The organism is Shewanella sp. DW31 (assembly GCF_015767295.1).
GTDB classification, from domain to species: Bacteria; Pseudomonadota; Gammaproteobacteria; order Enterobacterales; family Shewanellaceae; genus Shewanella; species Shewanella oncorhynchi.
Map to the genome: position 1 here is coordinate 1 of NZ_JADWMP020000018.1, position 22,241 is coordinate 22,241.

15 protein-coding genes are annotated in these 22,241 nt (G+C 46.3%); 5 read left to right on the forward strand and 10 right to left on the reverse strand.

What is annotated here, in order from left to right; all coding sequences use genetic code 11:
• The first annotated feature begins 431 nt into the window (after positions 1-431).
• Positions 432-893, forward strand: coding sequence for an RNA-binding protein (locus tag GWI56_RS14925; RefSeq protein ID WP_113941557.1), 462 nt, complete (start codon positions 432-434; stop codon positions 891-893).
• A gap of 36 nt (positions 894-929) precedes the next feature.
• Here GWI56_RS14925 and murI read toward each other — a convergent pair whose 3' ends face one another.
• Positions 930-1,754 carry a glutamate racemase gene (gene murI / locus GWI56_RS14930; RefSeq protein ID WP_198573327.1) on the reverse strand — a complete coding sequence of 275 codons (825 nt, stop codon included), beginning with the start codon at positions 1,752-1,754 and terminating at the stop codon, positions 930-932.
• Positions 1,755-1,976: 222 nt separating this feature from the next.
• Here murI and trmA point away from each other — a divergent pair, with 222 nt between their 5' ends.
• Complete coding sequence (gene trmA, locus GWI56_RS14935; RefSeq protein ID WP_198573328.1) at positions 1,977-3,074, forward strand: tRNA (uridine(54)-C5)-methyltransferase TrmA; 1,098 nt, start codon at positions 1,977-1,979, stop codon at positions 3,072-3,074.
• A 107-nt stretch (positions 3,075-3,181) separates the two neighbouring features.
• On the opposite strand, the gene fabR is transcribed toward trmA, so the two are convergent.
• Positions 3,182-3,796 (reverse strand): HTH-type transcriptional repressor FabR, encoded by a 615-nt coding sequence (gene fabR, locus GWI56_RS14940; RefSeq protein WP_105251021.1) that lies wholly within the window; start codon positions 3,794-3,796, stop codon positions 3,182-3,184.
• A 144-nt stretch (positions 3,797-3,940) separates the two neighbouring features.
• Between fabR and GWI56_RS14945 the strand changes: the two genes are divergently transcribed.
• The 3 genes from GWI56_RS14945 (at position 3,941) to mnmH (ending at position 7,307) form a co-directional block, all read left to right on the forward strand.
• Positions 3,941-5,047, forward strand: a complete 1,107-nt coding sequence (locus tag GWI56_RS14945) for a fatty acid desaturase (RefSeq protein WP_198573329.1) — start codon at positions 3,941-3,943, stop codon at positions 5,045-5,047.
• A gap of 95 nt (positions 5,048-5,142) precedes the next feature.
• Positions 5,143-6,201 carry a selenide, water dikinase SelD gene (selD, locus tag GWI56_RS14950; RefSeq protein ID WP_198573330.1) on the forward strand — a complete coding sequence of 353 codons (1,059 nt, stop codon included), beginning with the start codon at positions 5,143-5,145 and terminating at the stop codon, positions 6,199-6,201.
• Positions 6,201-7,307 carry a tRNA 2-selenouridine(34) synthase MnmH gene (gene mnmH / locus GWI56_RS14955; protein WP_198573331.1) on the forward strand — a complete coding sequence of 369 codons (1,107 nt, stop codon included), beginning with the start codon at positions 6,201-6,203 and terminating at the stop codon, positions 7,305-7,307. Before selD ends, mnmH begins: the two co-directional genes overlap by 1 nt.
• A 74-nt stretch (positions 7,308-7,381) precedes the next feature.
• Here mnmH and GWI56_RS14960 read toward each other — a convergent pair whose 3' ends face one another.
• The 8 genes from GWI56_RS14960 to GWI56_RS14995 all read right to left on the reverse strand — a co-directional run bounded on the left by GWI56_RS14960 (position 7,382) and on the right by GWI56_RS14995 (position 22,189).
• Positions 7,382-9,244 (reverse strand): MFS transporter, encoded by a 1,863-nt coding sequence (locus tag GWI56_RS14960; RefSeq protein WP_198573332.1) that lies wholly within the window; start codon positions 9,242-9,244, stop codon positions 7,382-7,384.
• Positions 9,235-9,846 (reverse strand): TetR-like C-terminal domain-containing protein, encoded by a 612-nt coding sequence (locus tag GWI56_RS14965; RefSeq protein ID WP_198573333.1) that lies wholly within the window; start codon positions 9,844-9,846, stop codon positions 9,235-9,237. The genes GWI56_RS14960 and GWI56_RS14965 overlap by 10 nt, the downstream gene beginning before the upstream one ends.
• Positions 9,847-10,158: 312 nt before the next feature.
• Positions 10,159-10,602, reverse strand: a complete 444-nt coding sequence (locus GWI56_RS14970; protein ID WP_198573334.1) for an N-acetyltransferase — start codon at positions 10,600-10,602, stop codon at positions 10,159-10,161.
• Positions 10,603-10,609: 7 nt separating this feature from the next.
• Complete coding sequence (gene cysQ / locus GWI56_RS14975; RefSeq protein WP_198573335.1) at positions 10,610-11,422, reverse strand: 3'(2'),5'-bisphosphate nucleotidase CysQ; 813 nt, start codon at positions 11,420-11,422, stop codon at positions 10,610-10,612.
• 71 nt (positions 11,423-11,493) lie between these two features.
• On the reverse strand, positions 11,494-12,045 hold the full coding sequence (nudE, locus tag GWI56_RS14980; protein WP_173242602.1) for an ADP compounds hydrolase NudE: 552 nt from the start codon (positions 12,043-12,045) through the stop codon (positions 11,494-11,496).
• 235 nt (positions 12,046-12,280) lie between these two features.
• Positions 12,281-19,858, reverse strand: coding sequence for an Ig-like domain-containing protein (locus GWI56_RS14985; protein WP_198573336.1), 7,578 nt, complete (start codon positions 19,856-19,858; stop codon positions 12,281-12,283).
• On the reverse strand, positions 19,851-20,963 hold the full coding sequence (locus GWI56_RS14990) for a TIGR03032 family protein (RefSeq protein WP_198573337.1): 1,113 nt from the start codon (positions 20,961-20,963) through the stop codon (positions 19,851-19,853). The genes GWI56_RS14985 and GWI56_RS14990 overlap by 8 nt, the downstream gene beginning before the upstream one ends.
• 2 nt (positions 20,964-20,965) lie before the next feature.
• A complete protein-coding gene (locus GWI56_RS14995) occupies positions 20,966-22,189 on the reverse strand; it encodes a S8/S53 family peptidase (RefSeq protein ID WP_198573338.1) in 1,224 nt (407 codons plus the stop codon).
• Positions 22,190-22,241: the final 52 nt, after the last annotated feature.

The window sequence follows — 22,241 nt, forward strand, 5'->3', positions numbered from 1 at the left end:
TTGACCACACACTGAGTTTTCAGCGGGTCAGGGCTGCGTATTCTACGCATTCCCGTTAGTGCGTCAAGTAGTTTTTTCAACTTTCTCAACACTCATCGTTTAGCTTGCTAACCGATGAACTGCATGGCTTTCTTTGCTTAACTTGCGTTACGCTGTCTGCCCTGTCAGTGGATGCGCATTATAGGGAGATTGAGAAAGTCCGCAAGGGCTTTTTATCGATCATTGAATCGCACGTCGATATTTTAAACGTTATGTCCATTTTTTAGCTTATAAGCTCTATTTATCGGAGATAAGTAAGGTTTTTTATCTAATAATTGATAATTCACGCTCAATATTTCAGCAATGGTCTAGTGTAAAAGTAAATAATTCATTACCATATACTTGCTGTTAACAGTTATTTATCAATTTCCCATTCATCAGAGAGCATTCTTATGCAAAAGTCATTTCTTATTGTCTTGATTGTCGCCATTATTGGCGCAGTAGCACTATCTCAGTTCGCAACGCCATTATCAGCTATTGCTTTTGTCGCTGGCGCTATCATTGCAAGTCTTGTTTTTAAATTTGTTCCAGAGACTTCATCATCTCATGCTTCAGAAGAACAATATGTTGGCCCTACTATGACCTTATATGTAGGTAACCTGCCTTATCGTGTTCATGAGGGTGAAGTAAAAGTATTATTTGGCGAATTTGGTCCAGTAAACTCTGTGCGTTTAGTCAGAGATCGTAAGACGGGTCGTCGTAAAGGTTTTGGTTTTGTGGAGATGTCAGAATCAGGCGCTCAGAAAGCCATGGTTAAACTGAATGACTATAGTTTCCAAGAAAGAACCTTAAAAGTAAGAGAAGCAAAAACACAAGATTCGGAAGCTGCCGACCGTACAGGGACAGACGAGTAGCATTACCGCTTAAACTGTTTTGCTTTATTTTGTAATTTAGTTGGTTGTGGTGATTCGTTCGATAGTTGAAAAGCCACAATCAATTAATGTTGTTGTTAACCCTTCGCTGATTCCCATCTTAGTATAGAAAGCTTGCATCACTGACTCCCTTACGGCTTCTCTCTCATCTGTTACTCTGTGCTCTTCCACAATAAGATTCTGTTGCGTTAAAAGAGTGACAACTCGCTTAGCAATAGCGGCGCCAGAATCCATTAGTTTTACGCCCGCACCGAGAACTTGTTGTAATTCAGCTTTGATCATAGGGAAATGAGTGCAACCTAGTACGAGAACATCCAATTGTGCGGCAACGACTGGTGCCAGTAACTGTGCCAATCTATGCATATCCAACATTCCAGTCGCCACTTTTTGTTCTGCCATCATCACTAATTCAGAACAACCAAAGAGTTCGACATGGCAATCATCAGCAAATTGGCTGATGAGTTCATGGGTATAATGACGCTTAACTGTGCCAGGTGTAGCCAAGAGTCCAATACGTTTACTCTTAGACATTAGAGCGGCGGGTTTAATGGCAGGGACAACACCTACGACAGGGACAGTAAGATGTGCACGTAATGCCGGTAATACAACAGTACTTGCAGTATTGCAGGCAACGACCACTATCATTGCATTGGTACGAGCCACTAGATCGCATACTAATTCGACACAGCCAGAAATTAATACCTGCTCTTCCAACTCTCCATAGGGCAACCTAGCGTTGTCGAAAAGATAGCAATAGTCGCTATGGGGCAAACTCTTGCGAATTTCAGCCAGTACAGATAGACCACCAATCCCAGAATCAAACACTAATATAGGTCGCGACAAGCGAATCTCCAGTTTCGGATATATAAATAAACTATACAGATTGGACGCATTAACGATTCGATGGCTGCTTTACCGACGGAATCCAGCCAAATACCATAGAACCACATTCAAGTGCGCGGATTTTCCCATAGCTTTGCGAAAACCGCAAAAGCAAGATACTGGACATTCGTGTCACCTAGTATAATATTTGCGCCCCAATTTACAGCAACGGTGAATCAAACAATGAACTTAGCAGCAATGGACCCTCAGACTTATGATGCGCAGTTAGAACACAAGCGTATCAAGCTAGAACAAGCCTTTGCCCAATTTGAAACACCGAGTGTTGAAGTTTTTGCCTCAGAGCCAGCTAACTACCGTATGCGCGCCGAATTCCGCATCTGGCATGATGGTGACGACTTATACTATTACATGTTCGATAAAGTATTGAATGAGAAGGTACGTTGCGATCAATACTTACCAGCTAGCGTGCTCATCAATCAAATGATGTCGGCCTTAATCGCCGAGCTGAAACCGAATCCGAGTCTAAGGCACAAATTGTTCCAAGTGGATTTTTTGTCGACTTTAAGCGGCGAGATTTTAGTGTCTTTGCTTTATCACAGGCAGCTTGATGACCAATGGCGCGCCGATGCGGCTGCACTGAAAGCCAAGTTAAGTAGCCAGTTTAACGTCAACATCATCGGCCGTGCCCGTAAGCAAAAAATCGATTTAGATAAGGACTTTGTGGTTGAGTCATTACAAGTAAATGATAAAACCTTCTTATATAAGCAAATCGAGAACAGCTTTACTCAACCGAATGCCAAAGTTTCCGTAAAAATGTTGGAGTGGGCTATCGATGCGACTCAAAACAGTAAGGGGGATTTACTCGAGCTCTACTGTGGTAATGGCAACTTCTCTATCGCACTGGCGCAAAACTTTAATCGCGTGTTGGCCACAGAACTGGCCAAGCCTTCAGTGGATGCAGCACAATACAATATCGAAGTGAATGGTATTGATAATCTGCAGATTATTCGTATGTCAGCCGAAGACTTTAGCGATGCCATGGCGAAGAAACGCAGCTTTAGACGTTTAGAAGGTATCGATCTTGACAGCTATGTTTGCAACACCATTTTTGTTGACCCACCACGCGCGGGGATTGATCCTGATACGCTGGCGTTAGTCCAAGGTTATGAGCGGATTTTGTATATTTCCTGCAACCCTGAAACCTTAAAAGATAACCTGCAACAACTGAACGAAACCCATAGAGTGACCCGATTTGCCTTATTTGATCAGTTCCCTTACACAGATCACATGGAAACGGGTGTACTACTCGAGCGTCGTTAATCACTTCAGATACACTGAGCTCAACTGCAGAACACTTAAACGTAAATTCGCTAAAAATAATGGAGCCTTAGGCTCCATTATTTTAGTGAATCTGCATCTCACTCAGATTAGCGGTGTTCAACCTTATGCTGCAAAGCCTCGGCGCCTTTGGCGACCATGCGCAATTGCATGACTAATTGATCGGCAAGAATTTTGCGGTCAGCCCGTTTCATATCTAATGCGGAAGCGCCGGCATTAAACACCAGTGTCACTAAAGCTTCAGCCTGTGCACGAGCTAGCAAGGGGGTTCGCCCCGCTTTGGCTTCGGTATAATGAGCCAATTCAGAAATAAAATGCTCAATTTCGCGGGCAACTGCCGCACGGAATGCAGCCGAGGTTCCAGAGCGTTCATGCAATAAAATACGGAATACGTTTGGATTCGAATCAAGCACTTCCATAAAGGTATCAACGGAAATACGGATCACACTGCCACCCACTTCAGCTCGCTGACGGCCTTTACGCATCATCTGCCTTAGGGTTAACCCACCCTCATCCACCATAGTAAGGCCAAGTTCGTTCATATCTTTAAAATGGCGATAAAAAGATGTCGGCGCGATATTAGCTTCCCGAGCAACCTCTCGCAAACTCAGACTTGAGAAACTGCGCTCAGCACTTAGCTGATTAAAGGCCGCATCGACTAAAGCTCTGCGAGTTTTCTCTTTTTGCTGTGCTCGAATACCCATTCTTAAATCCGCTAACTGAATGTAATAACGCGATAATACCGCTTTTAGGCATTAAACACAGCCCCATCGTCCTTGACCAAACAATATAGCTAAGCTAAATTAGCTTACAGATGTACGCTCAAAAGCGAATTTTGGAAACCTATAATGAAAAAACCCCCTATCATCTGGCTTAATGTCAGTCTGTTTGCCATCACTTTCCTCAGTGCGGTAATTTTAGTTCCATGGCGCGGTATTGTTCATGGCTATGGTGCCAGTGAATGGATCGCTTTTATTGTTTTAGCCTTTGCCAGTGGTTTGTCGATCACCGCTGGTTATCACAGACTCTGGTCACACAAGGCCTATAAAGCCCATCCGGCAGTGCGTTTTATATATGCCCTTGGTGGTGCTTTAGCATTACAAAACAGTGCATTGCACTGGGCATCTGATCACAGAGTTCACCACAAACACGTAGATAATAACGACAAGGACCCGTACTCTGCCAAAATGGGATTCTGGTACAGCCATATCGGTTGGATGCTGCGAGAGTATCAGTCGCAACGCTATCACGATTATCAAAATGTGCGTGATCTGCAAAATGACCGTATTGTCATGTGGCAACACAAACATTACCTCGCACTCGTGTTGCTGATGAACATTGGACTGCCTGCACTGCTTGGTTGGCTCAATGGTGACGTGCTGTCTATGTTATTGATGGCGGGTTTATTGCGTTTAGTGGTGGTGCATCACTGCACTTTCTTTATCAACTCTTTAGCTCACGTGTGGGGCAGCCAGCCTTATACCGATAAGAATACCGCCCGCGATAATGGCTTCTTGGCCATGTTGACCTACGGTGAGGGTTATCATAATTTCCATCATATTTTCGAAAATGACTATCGTAACGGCATTAAATGGTGGCACTACGATCCGACCAAATGGTTGATTAAATCATTATCTTTATTAGGTTTAGCTAAAGATTTGCGTAAGAGTCCACAGGAACGTATCGAGAGCGCACGCTTACAGATGCAGTTATTACGTACCAAGCGGAAGGTTAATAACCTGCCTAATGCTGATGAAATTATTGAAAAAATCCAAGCAGAGTATGAGTTATTAAAGCAGCACTTAATGGATTACTATCAAGCACAGAAAACCTTGCTTGAAGCCAAGCGTAAACAACTTGTCGATCAGCAACTATTGCAACAAGTTGAAGAGCTAAAGGCGCGTTTCTTAGTCCAGCAAAAACATTGGCGCAGCCTGACCGCAACTTATAGCTAAGCCACAATTCTGCCCGAAAGTCATACGGCCACCTTGCATGGTGGCCGTATCTGATTATGATGATGCCTTAATCACTTAAATAGGCTGTTGAGATCATGTCAGATTCCCCAGTTACACTCCCAGAATCAATCAAGCTAACAGAATATAGTCATGGCGCAGGTTGTGGCTGCAAAATATCCCCTAAAGTGCTCAGCACTATCTTAGCCTCGCAATTACCTGTATTTACCGATCCAAATCTGCTGGTTGGCAATCAGAGCCGCGACGATGCTGCAGTGTACAAACTCAATGATGACATAGGCATTATTAGCACTACCGATTTTTTTATGCCAATTGTTGACGATCCATTCACCTTCGGTCGTATCGCAGCGACCAATGCGATTAGCGATATTTATGCCATGGGCGGCACGCCTATTATGGCGATTGCAATTTTAGGTTGGCCAATCAATAAACTACCCGCAGAAATCGCACAGCAAGTGGTCGATGGCGGCAGACAAGCCTGCATGGAAGCAGGGATCATGCTAGCCGGTGGTCATAGCATAGACGCACCCGAACCTATTTTTGGTCTCGCGGTTACCGGGCAAATTGCCTTAAGTGATTTAAAACAGAATGATACCGCTAAAGCCGGCGATCGTTTATATCTCACTAAACCTATCGGCATTGGTATTTTAACCACAGCGCAAAAACAGAAAAAACTCCGCGATGAAGATAGTCTCATTGCGGTCAATGCCATGTGCCAACTCAATACTATAGGCGCGACCATTGCAAAAATTAGCGGTGTAAATGCCCTGACCGATGTCACAGGTTTTGGACTGGCGGGACACTTACTCGAAATGTGCCAAGGCGCCAACCTCACTGCGAAGCTTAAATTTGATGCAGTGCCATTGTTACCACGCGCCTTAGATTATTTGGCCTTAGGTTGTGTTCCTGGCGGAACTCACCGTAATTACGATAGTTATGGCGAGCATCTCCCCGAGCTCAGCGAGCATCAAAAAGCGATACTGTGCGATCCGCAAACCAGCGGTGGTCTGTTAGTTGCTGTCTCGGCAGAAGCTGAAGCGGAATTAATCGCCCTACTCGATGCGAACCACATAGCCCCAATCTGCATTGGGTCACTGGAAACACCGACCACTGCAGCGAATGTGGTGTTGTGCTGATGCCAAGCGCTATTATAGCCGCAGAGCAATATCGAGAAATTTTCCTCAACCAACATCCCATAATGGATGTGCGAGCGCCCATAGAGTTTACTCGAGGTGCGTTTCCCAACTCGACCAACTTGCCCTTGATGCTGGATAGTGAAAGGGAAAAGGTCGGGACTTGTTATAAGCAATTTGGTCAGCAAGCCGCGATTGCACTAGGCCACTCACTGGTGAATGGTCCCATCAAGCAACAGAGAATCGAGGCTTGGGCTAGCTATGTTAAAGCCAATCCTAATGCTTACCTTTATTGCTTTCGCGGCGGCCTGCGCTCGCAACTCACTCAGCAATGGCTCAAAGAAGCGGGTATCGAAGCCCCTTATATTCAGGGTGGTTATAAGGCCATGCGTCAATATCTGATTGGCGTGATTGAAGCGGCACCGACTCAACAGCCGTTATTGAGTTTGAGCGGGATGACGGGCTGCGGTAAAACCGATTTTCTACTACAGCGTAAAGAAGCGGTTGATCTTGAAGGAATCGCTAATCACAGAGGCTCTAGTTTTGGAAAGAATATCGACCCACAGCCAACGCAGATTAACTTTGAAAATCAACTCGCCATTGCCTTGCTACAGCACCAAACAAGTGGCACGGCGTGTTTACTGCTCGAAGATGAAAGCTTCCTGATTGGGCGTTCGGCGCTGCCACAGACATTTTACAATGCCATGCAAGCCGCTAATGTTTTAGTGCTAGAAGAGTCGGACGATGCGAGGCTCGAACGCTTACGCTATGAATATGTGCATAAAATGTATAGCGGCTTCTGTGAGCGCCTAGGGCCGGAAGCAGGTTTTGCGGCTTTCAGTGAATATCTATTACAGAGTTTAGTGAGCATTCGCAAACGTCTAGGCGGAAAACAACATCAAGAACTGCAAGATTTGATGCAACAAGCCCTCGATCAACAAATCAACCAGAATGACACTTCGCTGCACTTAGTCTGGATAAACCTGTTATTGCACAAGTATTACGATCCTATGTATCAATACCAATTACAGAAAAAGTCCGAACGTGTTCTTTTTAAAGGCTCACATCAAGCAATGCATGAGTGGTTGGATAGTTATCAAACTCGATAAATTACCCACGCATAAATGAGATAACCGCGAACATTAGATCCGCGGCTATCACTTTATTTCATGCCTTAACGAATTTAAGACTTGCCCAGCAGGCTCGCCACTTGGACTCTCAAAGATTCCTTATTCGCAAGCTTACCATCGACGGCATCCGTTAAATCCACCGACACCCTTGACCAAAAACGCTTGGGCATTTTAGCCAAGGCATGTCCGCCCTTGTGGCTAAAGTAAGATCCCCATAATCCGTGCAGCGCCATAGGAATGACTGGCACTGGATCTCTGGCCAAAATCTTATCAATTCCAGGACGAAAATCGCCAAGTTCACCGTCAGGTGTGAGTCGACCCTCAGGGAAAATACATACCAACTCGTCATTGGCGAGCGCTTCATGAATCGCCTCAAAGGCACGATTATAGGTATCTTCACTTTGCTTAGGCGAACAGATAGGGATCACACCTGCATGGCGGAACAAATACTTCAACAGAGGAATTTCGCTGATGGATTTATCCATCACAAAGCGGATTGGCCGTGTCGACGCTCCCATAATAATCAATGCATCCACATAACTCACATGGTTACAGACTATGATGCCAGCCCCTTCCTTTGGAATTTTCTCTCGGCCTGTGACTGTCACTCGATACATAACATGGCTAAGTAAGTAACTGATAAATCGTTGTGTAAATTCTGGTACTTGTGAATAAACATAGAGCGCGACTACAGCATTCATCACGGCGAGTAGCAGAAATAACTGTGGAATAGTCCAACCTGCAACGCCCAGTAACAGCATAGATAACAGTGCCGAAACCACCATAAACAATGAGTTCATAATGTTATTGGCTGCAATCGCCTGAGCACATTCACCCTTAGGCGAACGAGATTGAATAAACGCATATAGGGGGACGATAAACAAGCCACCGCTAACGCCGATCATAAAGAAATCCAGCATCACCCGATAATGTTGGGACTCGCCAATAAAGGCTTTTAATCCATAGACAAAACCAGCATCTACGGGCGCAAGTGGAATAGCCCAAAGCAAATCGACACCAAAGATAGTTAATCCCAATACCCCAAATGGCAGCAAACCGAGTTCCACATGGCCGTAGGAGAAACGTTCACAAACGAAGGAGCCAACGGCAATCCCGATGGAAAACATACCTAATAATAATGACACCACAGTCGCACCAGAATGCAAATGCAGCTTAGCAAAGTTAGGAAACTGAGTCAGATAGGTCGCGCCTAAAAACCAAAACCAACTGATAGCGAGGATAGCCATCCAGATTGAAGGCGTTTGACGGGCTTTTTTGATGCTACGCCAAGTGCCCGATAACGGCCTGAAACGTATTTTTTCGATGACGCCCTGCGGGGGTAATGCAGGAATCGCTCGGCTCGATAAATATCCTGCAAAGGCTAATACAGCAACAGTAATCGCCGACCAAAGCGTACCGTTTTCATCAGAAACCAAGATCCCCGCACTCAAAGTGCCCACCAGAATAGAGAGAAAAGTGCCCATTTCAACCCAAGCGTTGCCTGTGACTAACTCGTCCTCTTTCAACGCTTGGGGCAACAAGGAATATTTAACCGGACCGAAGTATGCTGACTGGCTACCCGTTAAAAATAACAGTAATAACATCATCATGTAGCTCTCACTCAGAATCGCAATCGCGGCGCTAAACATGATGATGACTTCGAGTAGTTTCAATCGGCGAATGAGTTTAGCCTTATCCATATTATCGGCGACCACACCCGCATGGGCCGAAAAGAGGAAAAATGGCAAAATAAACACCCCAGCCGCCAAGTTTACAAACATATCGACGCTTATGGGTAGGTCTTTCACTTGGCTAAAGGTCACTAATAACAGCAACACATTTTTATAGATGTTGTCATTCAATGCGCCTAAGCACTGAGTCGCAAAATAGGGTAAAAAACGTTTTGTTAGCAGCATGATAGTTCCTTCTGGTAACCCATTCCTTGTAAATAAGCTTGTATGTGACTCTCGAGTAAATCCCGCAGTGATAATGACTCAGCGAAGAGCTTATTATCGAGTGACAGAGAGGTCAGCCCATGAATTCCCCCCCATAATACCCGACTCATACTGAGATGCTGCACCTGCGTAACCTCGGGAAATAGTTGCGCCAATTCACGCTCAATCAGAGTAAATAACCCCGCAATCAATTGCCCTTGCGATTCGGGCAAGGGTTCAGAATCGAGTAATTGCAGCTCAAAAACCAGCTTAAAAGCTTGGCGCTGCTCATGGGCGAATTGACTATACTCCCAAGCCATTGCAATAATTTTACCTAAACTGTCGGCCGCACGAACACCCGTCAATCGGTCGTGCAAAGTCCTAAGCGTTGACTCAGAAACCGCCAGTAATAAATAGTTGTAGCTGCCGAAAATATTGATCAAGGTACTAGGGACATAACCAATTTGGCTGGCCACTTTGCGTAAGCTGAGCCCTATGGCACCTTGATCTATCAGTAACTCAGTTGCCGCTTGTATTGCCATCGCGCGAATTTCATCATGACTGTGTTCTTTTCGTCTGGCCATAGGTCTCATCCCCTGTTGAATAGCAAGAGACTAACAGTAGTTAAAATAAAAAACAACGTTCAAAATAAGTTTGTTTTACGTACAGAAGAGGGTAAATAATGAAGGATATTATTGAGGATGATGGATAAAGATAGGCACTCGAATTAGATTCCCTCAGCAAGCCGAACTGGATCCGTGGGATGACATCACCTAAAAGAGCATGAAAAACGGCGCGCTCAGTCAGCACACCGTCCATTATTTTTAAAAATCATTCTTAATTCAAAGGTGATTTTTATTTGAGGATAATCTTTGGTTCAAAGATAAGCGCTCGATTTAAGGCCTGCGATAAATCATCACAACCCTATCTGCGCCATCGCCAAAATAATCGGCCTCAAAAGTTGAATCAATGAAACCTAAATGCAGATATAAGCCATGGGCAGGGTTACTCGGATCAACGGTTAAACACACCCGCTCAACTGACACTGGAAACTCGGCTAAACATTGTTGCATCAAACGCTTGCCGAATCCCTTCCCACGAGCATTTTCACTCACTGCGACAGATAATATCCACATGCAGCTAGGATCGCTACTCTGGGCACTGAGCAAATAGCCTTGTAGCTGATTATCTACATCCACGGCCACTAAAAATTGCTCTGGCCAACAATCAAATCCCTGACGGAAGAAAAAATCGGGATAGCTGTGCTCACCAAAAATGGCCTGTTCGAGCTGATAAACCGAGAATAACTCTGACTTTAATACCGGACGTATAGACTGCATTTGAAAATCATTCACCTATTAAAATCTTATCCCACTCTAAGTTGGGTGCGCCAACTACGATGAAATTAGGGTTCTCTAAGCTCTCGCGCTCATTGTAGGTTAACGGTTGCAGCTCAGTATCCATCAACTGTCCACCCGCTTCCTCGACGATAATTTGCGCGGCTCCCGTGTCCCACTCACCCGTTGGTCCGACTCGTACATAACAATCAGCACGACCTTCGGCGACAAGACAACTCTTTAACGCTGCGCCCCCCATCACGACTAACTCGCAGTGTTTGGGATGGTTGAATAGGGTCAACACAGATTGAGGGTCCTGACGGCGACTTACGGCTAATCTTAGGGATACCTTTTCACGGTGCTCAATTTGGCGACTGCTAATACGCACTTCTTGTTTATCCGTGCGCTTGTACGCCCCTAAACCAGCAATAGCGTAATAACACACTTGCGTCATAGGCACATAAACTACACCCATCACGGGACGATTGTGTTCCACCAGCGCAATAATGACTGAAAAATCACCACTGCCGGCGATAAACTCCCCCGTACCATCGAGCGGATCCACCAACCAATAGCGCTTCCAAGATTCACGCACATTCAACGGAATGTCGGCGGCTTCTTCAGATAACACAGGAATATCAGGCGTTAAGGCGGTCAATCGGTCACAAATGATCTTGTTCGCCGCTAAATCTGCGGAAGTGACAGGGGTATTGTCAGACTTCATTTCTCGCTCAAAATTACCTTTGAGATAAATGTCACGGATAGTTATCCCTGCATCGGTCGCAATCGCAATAACTTCGTCGATCAACTCTTCTGGCTTCATAACAACTCCAATCGCCTGCTGAGCGAATGTTTTGCAAGCGTGCAAACTCTGAACGCTTAAAAGGAAAAAGATTATTTAAGTTGTAAATATTTTTGCGCCAAAAACAACGCGCTCACACTACGGGATTCAGAAAAATCGACATCATCGAGCAAGGCTTCCCAATCGGCGAGCGCCCAAGGCACCACATCAATTGGCTCAGGCTCATCACCTTCAAGGCGACTCTCATACAGATCTTCTGCAAGAAAAATTTGCATCTTACTAGAGAAATAACCCGGAGCTAGGCTGAGTTCTTTCAGTAAGGTGAGCTTATTCGATCCAAAGCCAATTTCTTCCTGTAATTCACGATTAGCAGCTTCTATTGCTGTCTCACCGGGATCGATCAAACCTTTTGGGAAACCGAGTTCGTAATTATCAGTTCCTGCAGCATATTCGCGTGCCAGTAGCATTTTCCCTTGATGAATAGGCACTATCATCACAGCGCCACGACTACCGCCTTTCATGCGCTCATATTGGCGCTCTACACCATTGGAGAACTTAAGATGCACTTGCTCAATTTGAAATAATCGGCTTCTCGCGACAACTTCGGTATGCAATATTTCCGGCTTATTCTGCCGTTGCGACATAACTGCCTCTGGATAAAAAAGCGATAAATTAAATAAGGTAAGTGACAATCTTACTATCCTGTCTTTAATCTACAACCTGAATTTATTATATGCTCCTAATGGTAAGCCACAAATCCTTTGCGATATGCATCACAAACCCAGCCCAGCCTTAAGTGAACACCTTCAAAATATTCTCAAATACGATGTTTTATTGGATAGTAAAAAGGGGCGAATGCCCCTTTTGATATGCTAACGCTTAAAATTGATATCGTAGATTGAGCTGGTAACTGAGGAAATCATTAGGCTCGATATCCACATATTGATATCCCAAACCTACAGACCATGACTCACTAAATTGATAGCTAAAACGCACGCCCGCATACCAATCTGTACCATCAAGCTCTGTAGTTAAACGGCTATTGCCCATAGTGCTACTGATATCCGCTTGCCACCTAAACAACCCGATGGGTACTTCAAACCGCCAAGATTCATGTTGGAGTAAAGTGAAACGTAATCCCAGCATGACACCATCGGCCAGAACTGGCGTCACGGCTTTGACCTGCTCATGATATTGCTCAGGGGTGAGACTTGCGCCCTCAATCCTCGCAGTCCCATTACCAAAGTCGGCATAGCCTAATTCGATGGCAACATAGGGAGTCCATTGATAACCGATACTCACACCCAAAGCAGTATCTTTATCATCAACCGATGTTACAAAGCCTGTCCCCGCTTGTGGCTGTAGATCTCGCCTGCTGCTATCAACCTGAGCTTGCCCGACAAATCCCTCGACATACCAGTTATCAGCCGCATTTGCTTGATTAACGGAGCCTACGAACAACACAGTGCCCAAGACTAATTTATGTAATTCCTTACGGCGAATTAAACCCATTGTAAGAATCAAACCTAATGCCCATAAGGACATACTGCCTCCACCCGACTTGTTATCTATCACCACATCTTGGTATGCCTTAACTGTGATTAACGCTTGCCCAGTTGCTTCGCCGCCCAATCCATCACTAATCTGATAACTCACAGTATCTACTCCATCAAATCCAGTTTTAGGGATATAACGTAGTTTATTAGACTCAACAGAAACCGTTCCTTGCTGCGCGGTTGCGCTGACTAAGGTTAAAACGTTGCCATCGGGATCGCTGTCATTACTCAACACATCGAGTAACAAGCTCGTTCTGTCATCTATGGCAGCACTATCGTTCACTGTCGTAGGTGCCGTATTGCCATTAACAATCACAGTCAACTCACTACTCGCAGTACCACCTTTACCATCAGTAATGCTATACACCAGCACATCTGTACCGATGAAATCGGTTGCTGGCGTGTAACTTAACTGCTGATTAGCCAAGATAACTACAGTTCCGAACTCGCTGGTGACTTGTGTTACCGTCAAGGCATCACCATCGCTATCCGTATCATTGGCGAGCACATCGACATCGAGACTCTGATTCCAAGGTAAAGATGCCGTATCTGGGTTCGCCACAGGTAAATGGTTACCATTGAGTATCACTGACACGCCACTTGGGTCGACAATGGTTCGGTTAGCGACGCCATCGTCATCGTTTGGCCCGCCATCTTCTATGGTTAACTGCACACACCAATGGCCTTCAGTTAATCCTGAAGTCCAACGATTATCTCCAGGAGGAGGGCAGAAACCACGCTCACCTTCACTACTCGCGACACTATTACGTGCATCAATCACAAAATCCTTCCAACCATTTTGGGCTTGATACTTACGATATACCGCATTGGCAGGAACTGGCGAACGTTGTGGTATCACCAGACTGTAACTCTGCCCTTGTTGCGGTAGTCCTGTAGCAATGAAGTCAAAAATCCCCCCCACATTGGCCGCGATACTGTCTTCAGGAACCAGATTAGGTAATAGTTGAATACCACTTTGCTCTTGCATCAGTGCAATATTACCTAAGCGTAAGCACACGCCCGCTTGCCCCTCTGCCAAGAAGTACACAGGCTGCAACTCACCTTCAGGCATCACGTTACAATCATTGATTGCATCCAAGTAATCTGGAATGCCATCGCGGTCTGTATCGGTAAATCCCTCTTGGTTATCAGGGATCAAATCACCGTCGGTATCAGTCCCAGTCAAAACCGGCAAAGATGGGCGCACAACAATATAAACTTTCTCCGTGGTAGACAGCGCGGGTAAACCGCTATCCGTCACAGTCAGGCTCACAGGATAAATGCCCGGCAAGACCTCTGTCGGCAAGAAGAACATCCCCGCATCATCGGACTGCAAGTTCAGCGCACCACTCGACCATACAGATGTCAAAGTATCGTTCATGTTGGCATCGCTAATCTGCGCATGAATATGAACCTCGCCACCATTTTGTGCCACGATCAACTGACGTTCACCCGCTTGAGTCACCTCAAGAGTCACACTCGGGGCAATGTTAGCCTCAGTGATCGACACTTGTGTTTGCTTCTTACTGCCTAAATTCAAACTTGGATCTAGACTGATCAACACCTCTTCTTCAGCCTCAACTTCCCCATCCTCTATGGTTCTAAAGTGAATATGGGCCAATGTACCTGAAGTAATCTCCACTACCGCATCGACTAAGTCATGATCATTGCTGTCCGCGGAACCTGCAACCGTATAAGGAACTGATATTGGATACTCAGGCGCTACACCGTTTAAGTGAATACTAACAACAACCTCATTGCCCTCACCCACGACTTGATCTTTACTCAAGGAAATTAATGGATGCACTTTTACTTTCTGAGCCTTAGTCGCTTTGTTGCCATCACGATCTACGGCTTGCCAGTAAGCAAGATAACTACCAGGGGCAAAGAATAAACGCTTATCGACCAAAGAAACGGGCAGTGGATGACCATTACGATCGACGGCCTTCGCAAACCCTAGATCCACCCGAGTGAACAAGCCTGTTGCATTAACCTCAACATCACTAGGTACAGTAATAACAGGTAAATTGTCAGCCTCCCCACCTTCTACCAATAAGTTGACTTTTGCACTTGCGCGCCCTTTCTGACCATCACTAATGGTATAACGAAGTGCGACCGGACCAACATAAGCTGCAGGGGCAGTAAATATGAGTCCATCAGCAGTAATCTGCACACTACCTATGTCTGCTGCCGCGCCATCGATAGTCAAAGTATCACCGTCCACATCAACATCATTCTCTAGCGCAGGTAGTGTGTATTTATCATCCGCGGTGCTGGCTAGAGTGTAATTATCATCTACAGCTTGTGGGTCATCATTCACTGGTGTGACATTCATGGTGATAGTCGCAGGCTCAGAACTCAGTTCAGCATCCTTAGCAATAAAGCTTATCTGATCTGCACCGTTGAAATCTTTCTCCGGTGTGTATAACCACACAGTTCCATGCTGCTCCAAAGTGCCCGATTCAGGTTGGCTCACCACTTCATAGGTAAGAGGATCACTATCTGCATCCTCCCCAGTAAGCGTGATCATCACAGAGCTATCTTCCTCTAAGGTCACACTTGCACTCGTCGCAACAGGCGCATCGTTAACGTTAGTCACTGTAATGCTAAAGGACTGCTCAGCCGTTAAGCCATCCGTGTCCGTCACTCGTAAGGTGACAGCATGACTGCCCACATCCGCATTGCTCGGCGTACCACTGAGTAAACCTGTCACCGAGTTGAAACTCAACCAGCTTGGTATCGTCACCGCACTAAATGTCAGTACGTCGTCCACATCGACATCTGTAGCGGCAAAGGTATAGCTGTAAACAGCGTCTTGCACAGCGGCCGTAGTTTCTGTTGAAGTGATGGTAGGTGCATCGTTGCTATTAGTGACTGTAATACTAAACGATTGATCTGCTGTTAATCCGTCAGCGTCCGTCACTCGCAGTAACACAGCATGACTGCCCACATCCGCATTGCTCGGCGTACCACTGAGTAAACCTGTCACCGAGTTGAAACTCAACCAGCTCGGTTTGGTCACTACACTGAGGGTTAACACAGCACCCACATCTAAGTCGGTAGCGATCACTGTGTAACTATAAGCTATATCTTGAGTTGCTGTAGTGATGGCTGGAGAGCTAATCACAGGTGCATCGTTGACGTTGGTCACAATAACCATGAAGGATTGGTCAGCCGTTAAGCCATCTGCGTCTGTCACCCTCAGCGTCACTGGGTGAGAACCCACATCAGCATTTGTAGGCGTGCCGCTTAATACACCAGTCGCGGCGTTGAAGCTTAGCCAGCTAGGCTTAGTTATCGCGCTTAACGTAAGTACATCGCCCACATCAGTATCCGCAGCCGCAAAGATGTAGCTATACGCTGCATCTTGGGTCGCTGCAGTCATAGCCATAGAACTAATCGTCGGTGCATCGTTGACGTTCGTCACAGTTAAATTAAACGCTGGTAGACTCGCGGATAAAGCGCCATCAGAAACGCTGATAACAATTCCGTTAGTCACACCAACATCTTGATTTAATGGAATACCAGACAACATGCCTGTCGCGGTATTAAACGTTGCCCACGTAGGTTTATTACTAATACTAAAGCTAAGTGTATCTCCCACAGAGTCAGACGCTGTTGGCGTAAACTGGTACGAAGCATCCTGATTCACTATTAATATCGGCGAACCACTAATAGTCGGTGCACCATTTGGCGTCACAGAGTTACTCGCACTTGAAGCATTACCACTTCCCACAGTATTCGCCGCAGTAACACTAAATGTATAGGCCGTACCATTTGAAAGCCCTGTAACTGTAATTGGAGATCCTGCTCCCGAACCCGTAAAACCACCGGGGCTAGATGTCACTGTATAAGCCGTAATTGATGAACCGCCATTAAATATCGGTGCAGTGAAGCTAACAACCGCTTGGCTATCCCCAGCGATTGCGGCTCCTATGGTTGGCGCTCCAGCCACGACAGCATTTACCGCAAAGGTTCTGCTCACCTGTGTTGCTGGTAAATAGCTACTATTACCTGCTTGATCTGCATTAATAGTACAGCTACCTGCCGTCACAAAGGTCAGTGCACCACCGGAGGTAATAGTACAAACGCCCGTAGTGGATGAAGTAAAGACAGGTGTTAAGCCTGAATCAGCTGTAGCCGTTAATGTTGGCGTAGTACCAAAGTTCTGTGCACTTGGGGCAGCAAAAGTGATGGTCTGAATAGCAGCCGGAGTAATCGAGTTGGATGCGGCCGATGCAGAGCCAGTACCCGCCACATTATCGGCAGTGACGGTAAAGGTGTAAGCCACACCATTGGTTAAACCTGTCACCACAATCGGCGATGAAGCACCCAATACTGGAACGACATCCGCCGGATTTACCGTCACGGTATAACCAGTAATCGCCGAGCCACCAATATTCACTGGGGCAACAAAGGCAACACTTGCCTGGGTATCACCAGCGATTGCTGTCCCTATGGTTGGTGCACCGGGAACTACGGGGCTAACGCTGAAAGACTGGCTCACCTGCGGTGCAGCCAGGAAAGACAAATCGCCCGCCTGATCCGCATTGACCGTACAGGTTCCTGTCGTTATAAAGGTCAACACACCGCCACTGGTAATAGTACAAACACTGGTGGTAGATGAGGTGAAAGTGACAACATAACCACCACCTGCCGATGAGCTTGCGGTCAGCGTTGGCGAAGTACCAAAGTTCCGTGTTCCTGGATTAGCAAAGGTAATCGTCTGTGGTGATGCCGGAATGATCGAGTTGGAAGCTGCCGATGCTGCACCCGTCCCCGCCGAGTTGGTCGCGGTCACCGTAAAGGTATAGGCCAAACCATTAATCAAACCCGTTACGGTAATGGGCGAACTTGAACCCGTGCCGGTTGCACCCCCAGGATTAGCGGTGACGGTGTAACCACCTGCAAGGATCGGGGCGCCGCCATTATTGGCAGGCGCCGAAAAGGTCACAGTGGCCTGAGTATCACCTGCGGTCGCAGTACCAACAGTTGGGGCACTGGGAACGACGGCATTCACAGTAAAGGTTCGGGATACCGTCGGGGCAGGGTTGGTAGCAGAGTCGCCCGCTTGGTCAGCATCGATAGTACAGCTACCGGCGGTCACAAATGCCAGGTTACCGCCGCTACTGATGGTACAAACTCCTGTGGTAGATGAGCTGAAGCTGACTGTTAAATTATCAGTTCCTGTTGCAGAGTCTGCTGTGGCTGTAAGGGTTGGCGTAGTACCAAAGTTTTGTGCAGAAGGCTGGGTAAAGGTAATGGTTTGATTGCCTTTAGGGATGGCAGAGTTAGAAGCGCCGGAAGCAACGCTGGTGCCTACTCCGTTCGTTGCAGTCACGGTAAAAGTATAAGCAGTGCCGTTATCCAATCCTGTTACTGTTGCAGTACAGGCCGCTGGCCCAGCACAGGTACCAAATGCACCATCGGGATTAGCCGTTGCGGTATAGGTCGTGATCGCCGAGCCGCCGTTATTGCTGGGCGCAGTGAAAGTAACGCTAACTTGACCATCACCAGCAGTAGCCGTCCCTATAGTTGGGACCGTAGGCGCGGTGGGAATGGCGACGTTGTGGACAGAACCGCTGGTGTAAGCAGCGGGGCCAGCGTTACCTATGCTATCGCTGATATTGGTGGACGATTTCAAATCCAGACGGAGCGTGCCATTACCACTAATACCGTTAACCGTCACATTGACGCTGGTACCAGAGGATGCCGAGACAGCAGAGATTGTGCCAGCCGCCCCACCTGTGGAGGTCAGTTGGAAGTCATCAATCGAGATGTTATTGGCCGAGGTATCGAAGGCAACCACAAAATCGACACTGGTGGCGGTATTTGCAGGTGAGCCGCTCAGGGTAATTGAGGTCACGGCCGGTGGCACATTATCGACCACAGTGATTGTGAAGGCTTCGTCGTAAGTCGCGCTGGCATTGTCAGTTGTTCGCACACGCACGTTGTAAGTGCCCGCAGTAAGCAAAGCAGCATTGTTTGCACGCAGGGAAGAACCACTGATGTTAAAACTGGCGTTATTGGTGTCGCCTGCACCAGATACTAAAGTGTAAGTATGGGAGTCACCAACATCAGCGTCGGTGCTACTTAATGTTCCCACTACAGCGTTAGTACCGCCACTTTGGTTGACACTGGTACTGGTTAGGGAGATATCAGTGGGTGCAACATTGTTACTCACCACATAAGAATTGTTATTAACCCCTCTTACGCCTGGAACCATTAGATCATCTGGGGGAGTCAACCCAGGGGCAACAAGCCTAATATCATACTGACCTGTAGGCTTCAGGCTAATGCTGGCAGTGCCATTAAAACTTGCAAGGTCGCCACCGGATATCGTAATACTGTAATCGGTAGATGTGTTTGGGGTGATGTTAGTAATAGTGGCTGTAGTGCCGCCAATGTTAAAATCCGAGGCATCCACGCCTGTCACTGCAATATCAAAAAGAAAGCGCCAGGTTAGTGTGTCAGCGTTGGTCGGTGATGCCGAAGGGGTCTGCCGATTGATCGATGCAATCTTGCAATCTGAGAACGAATAAGGCGGCATACAAACAAAAACGTCACTGAGACTTTTATTAAACTCACTATCCAGATTACCACTGTTCGTCGCGGCAACAACCTCGGATGATTGGAGCAATCCATTTTGTTCCAAAAAAGCCAATACATTAACTTCTTCTGGAGCCGCTTCTGCTTTTTGCTGGATGCGAGGCTGAGTGCTAAAGGAGGCAAATGCACCAGCACCTTCAAGCTGCTGCAGTGTTTTTTGCTGCTCTATTGCTACCTTAGGTGAGCGATTAACCATACGACTCGATGATAGCGAGATGGATGGTGCTGCCTGCAGCGGTGAGGCCAAAAACAACAATGGCAAACTGCACTTGGTAAATATATTGTTAAACATATTCAATTCCCTCCTTAATTTTCGGCGCATAACTCAGAGGCGGAAAATTAAACACAGACATAGACAGTTCATCATCCGGCAATAGCAGCTCCGGGTACATGACACCAGATAACACAGCAACATCGTAAATTTGATCTATGTTGCCTTCAAAGCGCACAAATCCAACAACTGAGTGATCGGTCAAATTAATACACCAGATACCGCTTTGAGACTCCTCAAGTTGTTGCGCAATTGGCGCTGGTTCAGCAACTGAGCTAAAGCGAGTTTTTGACAGCCCCACAAACATCAAGGGGCCAAAGAAATCCATTCCTCGGGTAAAACCCGCTAGCTTGACCACATCGACCACTTCATTAGTACGCGGATCATAGCGGCGTACCAAGCCATGACCTGACTCGCAAAAATATACATATCCGTTGTAACAGCGCGGTGAATGCGGCATCGTCAAATTGGAAAATATCTGCTCACCGGTTTTGATGTTAATCAGTGTTCCCTGATCCTTGGCACCATCGCGCCAGGATCTTGCTGTGTCGGACTGATTAAATGTAGTGACATAGGCTGGCTCGCCATCCAACAATGCCATCCCATTCAAATGGCAACGATCCTCAGGTGCAAGCGCAGAAATAAAATCCGGCTTCCAGCGCGGCACAAAGCTATAGTCCGGTTCAAGAGTGGCGAGGCAAGAAAAAGCACTATTAGTCACCCACAAACCTTTATTGCCGTAGGCGATATCATGAATATTAATTAAGCCAGTGGTATGACAGGCACTTGCCACATAACAAGCATCTGCATGCGGGTCATCAAGCAGCGCCAATGCATCATCGCTACGTCGAAATCGCCACACCTGATTCAAGGTACCCAGAGTGATTTGTTGCGGCGTCACAGAGATGCCCATGGGGCGCACAAAATTTTTGAAGTTAACATCAATTTGGACACCATTTGAACGCACAAAAAACAATCTGTGCGCCTGATAACTCGTGACGACTAATGAAAGCTTCAATCCAGCCAATATGCCGGGAAAGTTACCGCTTGAATGACAAGAAAAGTCCAACTCATCAATGGCTGATTTATCATGATCCTGTTCTGGTAAAACGGTTTGTTGATCCATGCCTATTCCAGTATTTGAGTTAGCTTGTGTTGTATTTGCGTCAGGTTTAATGACTGATCTGCACCGATTAGCAAGGCTATATAACCAGATACGATAACTGAAGAGAGCGAACTCCCCAGAAAATAACTGTAGCCTCCATTTTCATCAGTACTAATCGTTTTTTGTCCGTAAGACCAAATATCAACAGCGGGTCCGTAATTACTAAATATCAATGGCTTTCCTTTTGCATTGCTTGCACCCACCACAATCGCGCTGCCAATACTTGCTTCGTGCATTCCCGACGTGATCAATTTACTCTGGTTGCCAGCCGCAAATACCACTGCAATACCCTTCCCTTCACGGCCATAGCCTGCCAGTTCATCAACGACATCCTGCACTGGTTCCATCAACCACTCACTGTGCCAACTGCAGTTAATGACATCAGCCTTAGCAAGATAAGCAATATAGAAAGCCCGCAATGTATTGCTTGTCCAAGTATCCACCTGGCTGATTCCAACAAATTTGGCGTTGGGCACCAAACCTTCGGGTTCATGCTGATTATGTTCGCCAAATAAAATGCCCAATACTTTAGTGCCGTGTTTTGCTGATACCTGTTTTTTTTTCTCATCACTTATTTGCATTAATTCTCGTGCGGCAAAATCGTAGTAAATGCTGGTATTGAGATGTGCAAACTCCGAGTGTCGCAACATAAAACCATCATCAATTACTGCTACCGTCACCCCAGCACCGCCATTACTCGGCCATACAGATTCCTGTTGAGCACGCTCAAGATAAACGGGTAATCCCACGGCGAGAATGGGTGCACCAGCAAACTCAGTATCAACAAACTCAGCGGTTGCCCTTTTCTGTTGTAAGTCCGGTTGTACCAAAAGAATAGAAGGCAAGGCCTGTAATTTTCTTAATGCGGCAAAAGACTCTTCTTCTCGGGCAAAAGCAATCAAAAAGTAGCGGGTCTCTGTTAACAAAAATACATCCGTAATTTCTGTTGCATTAGGTATTAATACTGCCAATTCAGCAGCTGTGACGGCGCGAGCAGTCTTTACTATAAGACGCGGCGCAAACTGCACTTCAAACGATGAACCGCGCAGTTTGTACAGTCCATTTTTTTGTAAATGAAAATCTACTGATACCGAAAAATTCATGAAAGAAATAGATTCTACTTTTGCCAAAGCCACTACTGGAAAAAAACAAAAAAACAGGAGCAGAACTTTTATTACATTGTTCATAGTGCAATCACCAAGGGAAGGGAGCCATAGTGATGACTCCTTTTTAAGCACT

What these genes read in the sequence shown, in the direction of transcription:
- GWI56_RS14925 (WP_113941557.1), top strand. Translation starts at nt 432, where the DNA reads ATGCAAAAGTCATTTCTTATTGTCTTGATTGTCGCCATTATTGGCGCA.
- GWI56_RS14960 (WP_198573332.1), bottom strand. Translation starts at nt 9,244, where the DNA reads ATGCTGCTAACAAAACGTTTTTTACCCTATTTTGCGACTCAGTGCTTA.
- GWI56_RS14965 (WP_198573333.1), bottom strand. Translation starts at nt 9,846, where the DNA reads ATGGCCAGACGAAAAGAACACAGTCATGATGAAATTCGCGCGATGGCA.
- trmA (WP_198573328.1), top strand. Translation starts at nt 1,977, where the DNA reads ATGAACTTAGCAGCAATGGACCCTCAGACTTATGATGCGCAGTTAGAA.
- selD (WP_198573330.1), top strand. Translation starts at nt 5,143, where the DNA reads ATGTCAGATTCCCCAGTTACACTCCCAGAATCAATCAAGCTAACAGAA.
- GWI56_RS14990 (WP_198573337.1), bottom strand. Translation starts at nt 20,963, where the DNA reads ATGGATCAACAAACCGTTTTACCAGAACAGGATCATGATAAATCAGCC.
- GWI56_RS14995 (WP_198573338.1), bottom strand. Translation starts at nt 22,189, where the DNA reads ATGAACAATGTAATAAAAGTTCTGCTCCTGTTTTTTTGTTTTTTTCCA.
- cysQ (WP_198573335.1), bottom strand. Translation starts at nt 11,422, where the DNA reads ATGAAGCCAGAAGAGTTGATCGACGAAGTTATTGCGATTGCGACCGAT.
- nudE (WP_173242602.1), bottom strand. Translation starts at nt 12,045, where the DNA reads ATGTCGCAACGGCAGAATAAGCCGGAAATATTGCATACCGAAGTTGTC.
- mnmH (WP_198573331.1), top strand. Translation starts at nt 6,201, where the DNA reads ATGCCAAGCGCTATTATAGCCGCAGAGCAATATCGAGAAATTTTCCTC.
- GWI56_RS14945 (WP_198573329.1), top strand. Translation starts at nt 3,941, where the DNA reads ATGAAAAAACCCCCTATCATCTGGCTTAATGTCAGTCTGTTTGCCATC.
- fabR (WP_105251021.1), bottom strand. Translation starts at nt 3,796, where the DNA reads ATGGGTATTCGAGCACAGCAAAAAGAGAAAACTCGCAGAGCTTTAGTC.
- GWI56_RS14970 (WP_198573334.1), bottom strand. Translation starts at nt 10,602, where the DNA reads ATGCAGTCTATACGTCCGGTATTAAAGTCAGAGTTATTCTCGGTTTAT.
- GWI56_RS14985 (WP_198573336.1), bottom strand. Translation starts at nt 19,858, where the DNA reads ATGTTTAACAATATATTTACCAAGTGCAGTTTGCCATTGTTGTTTTTG.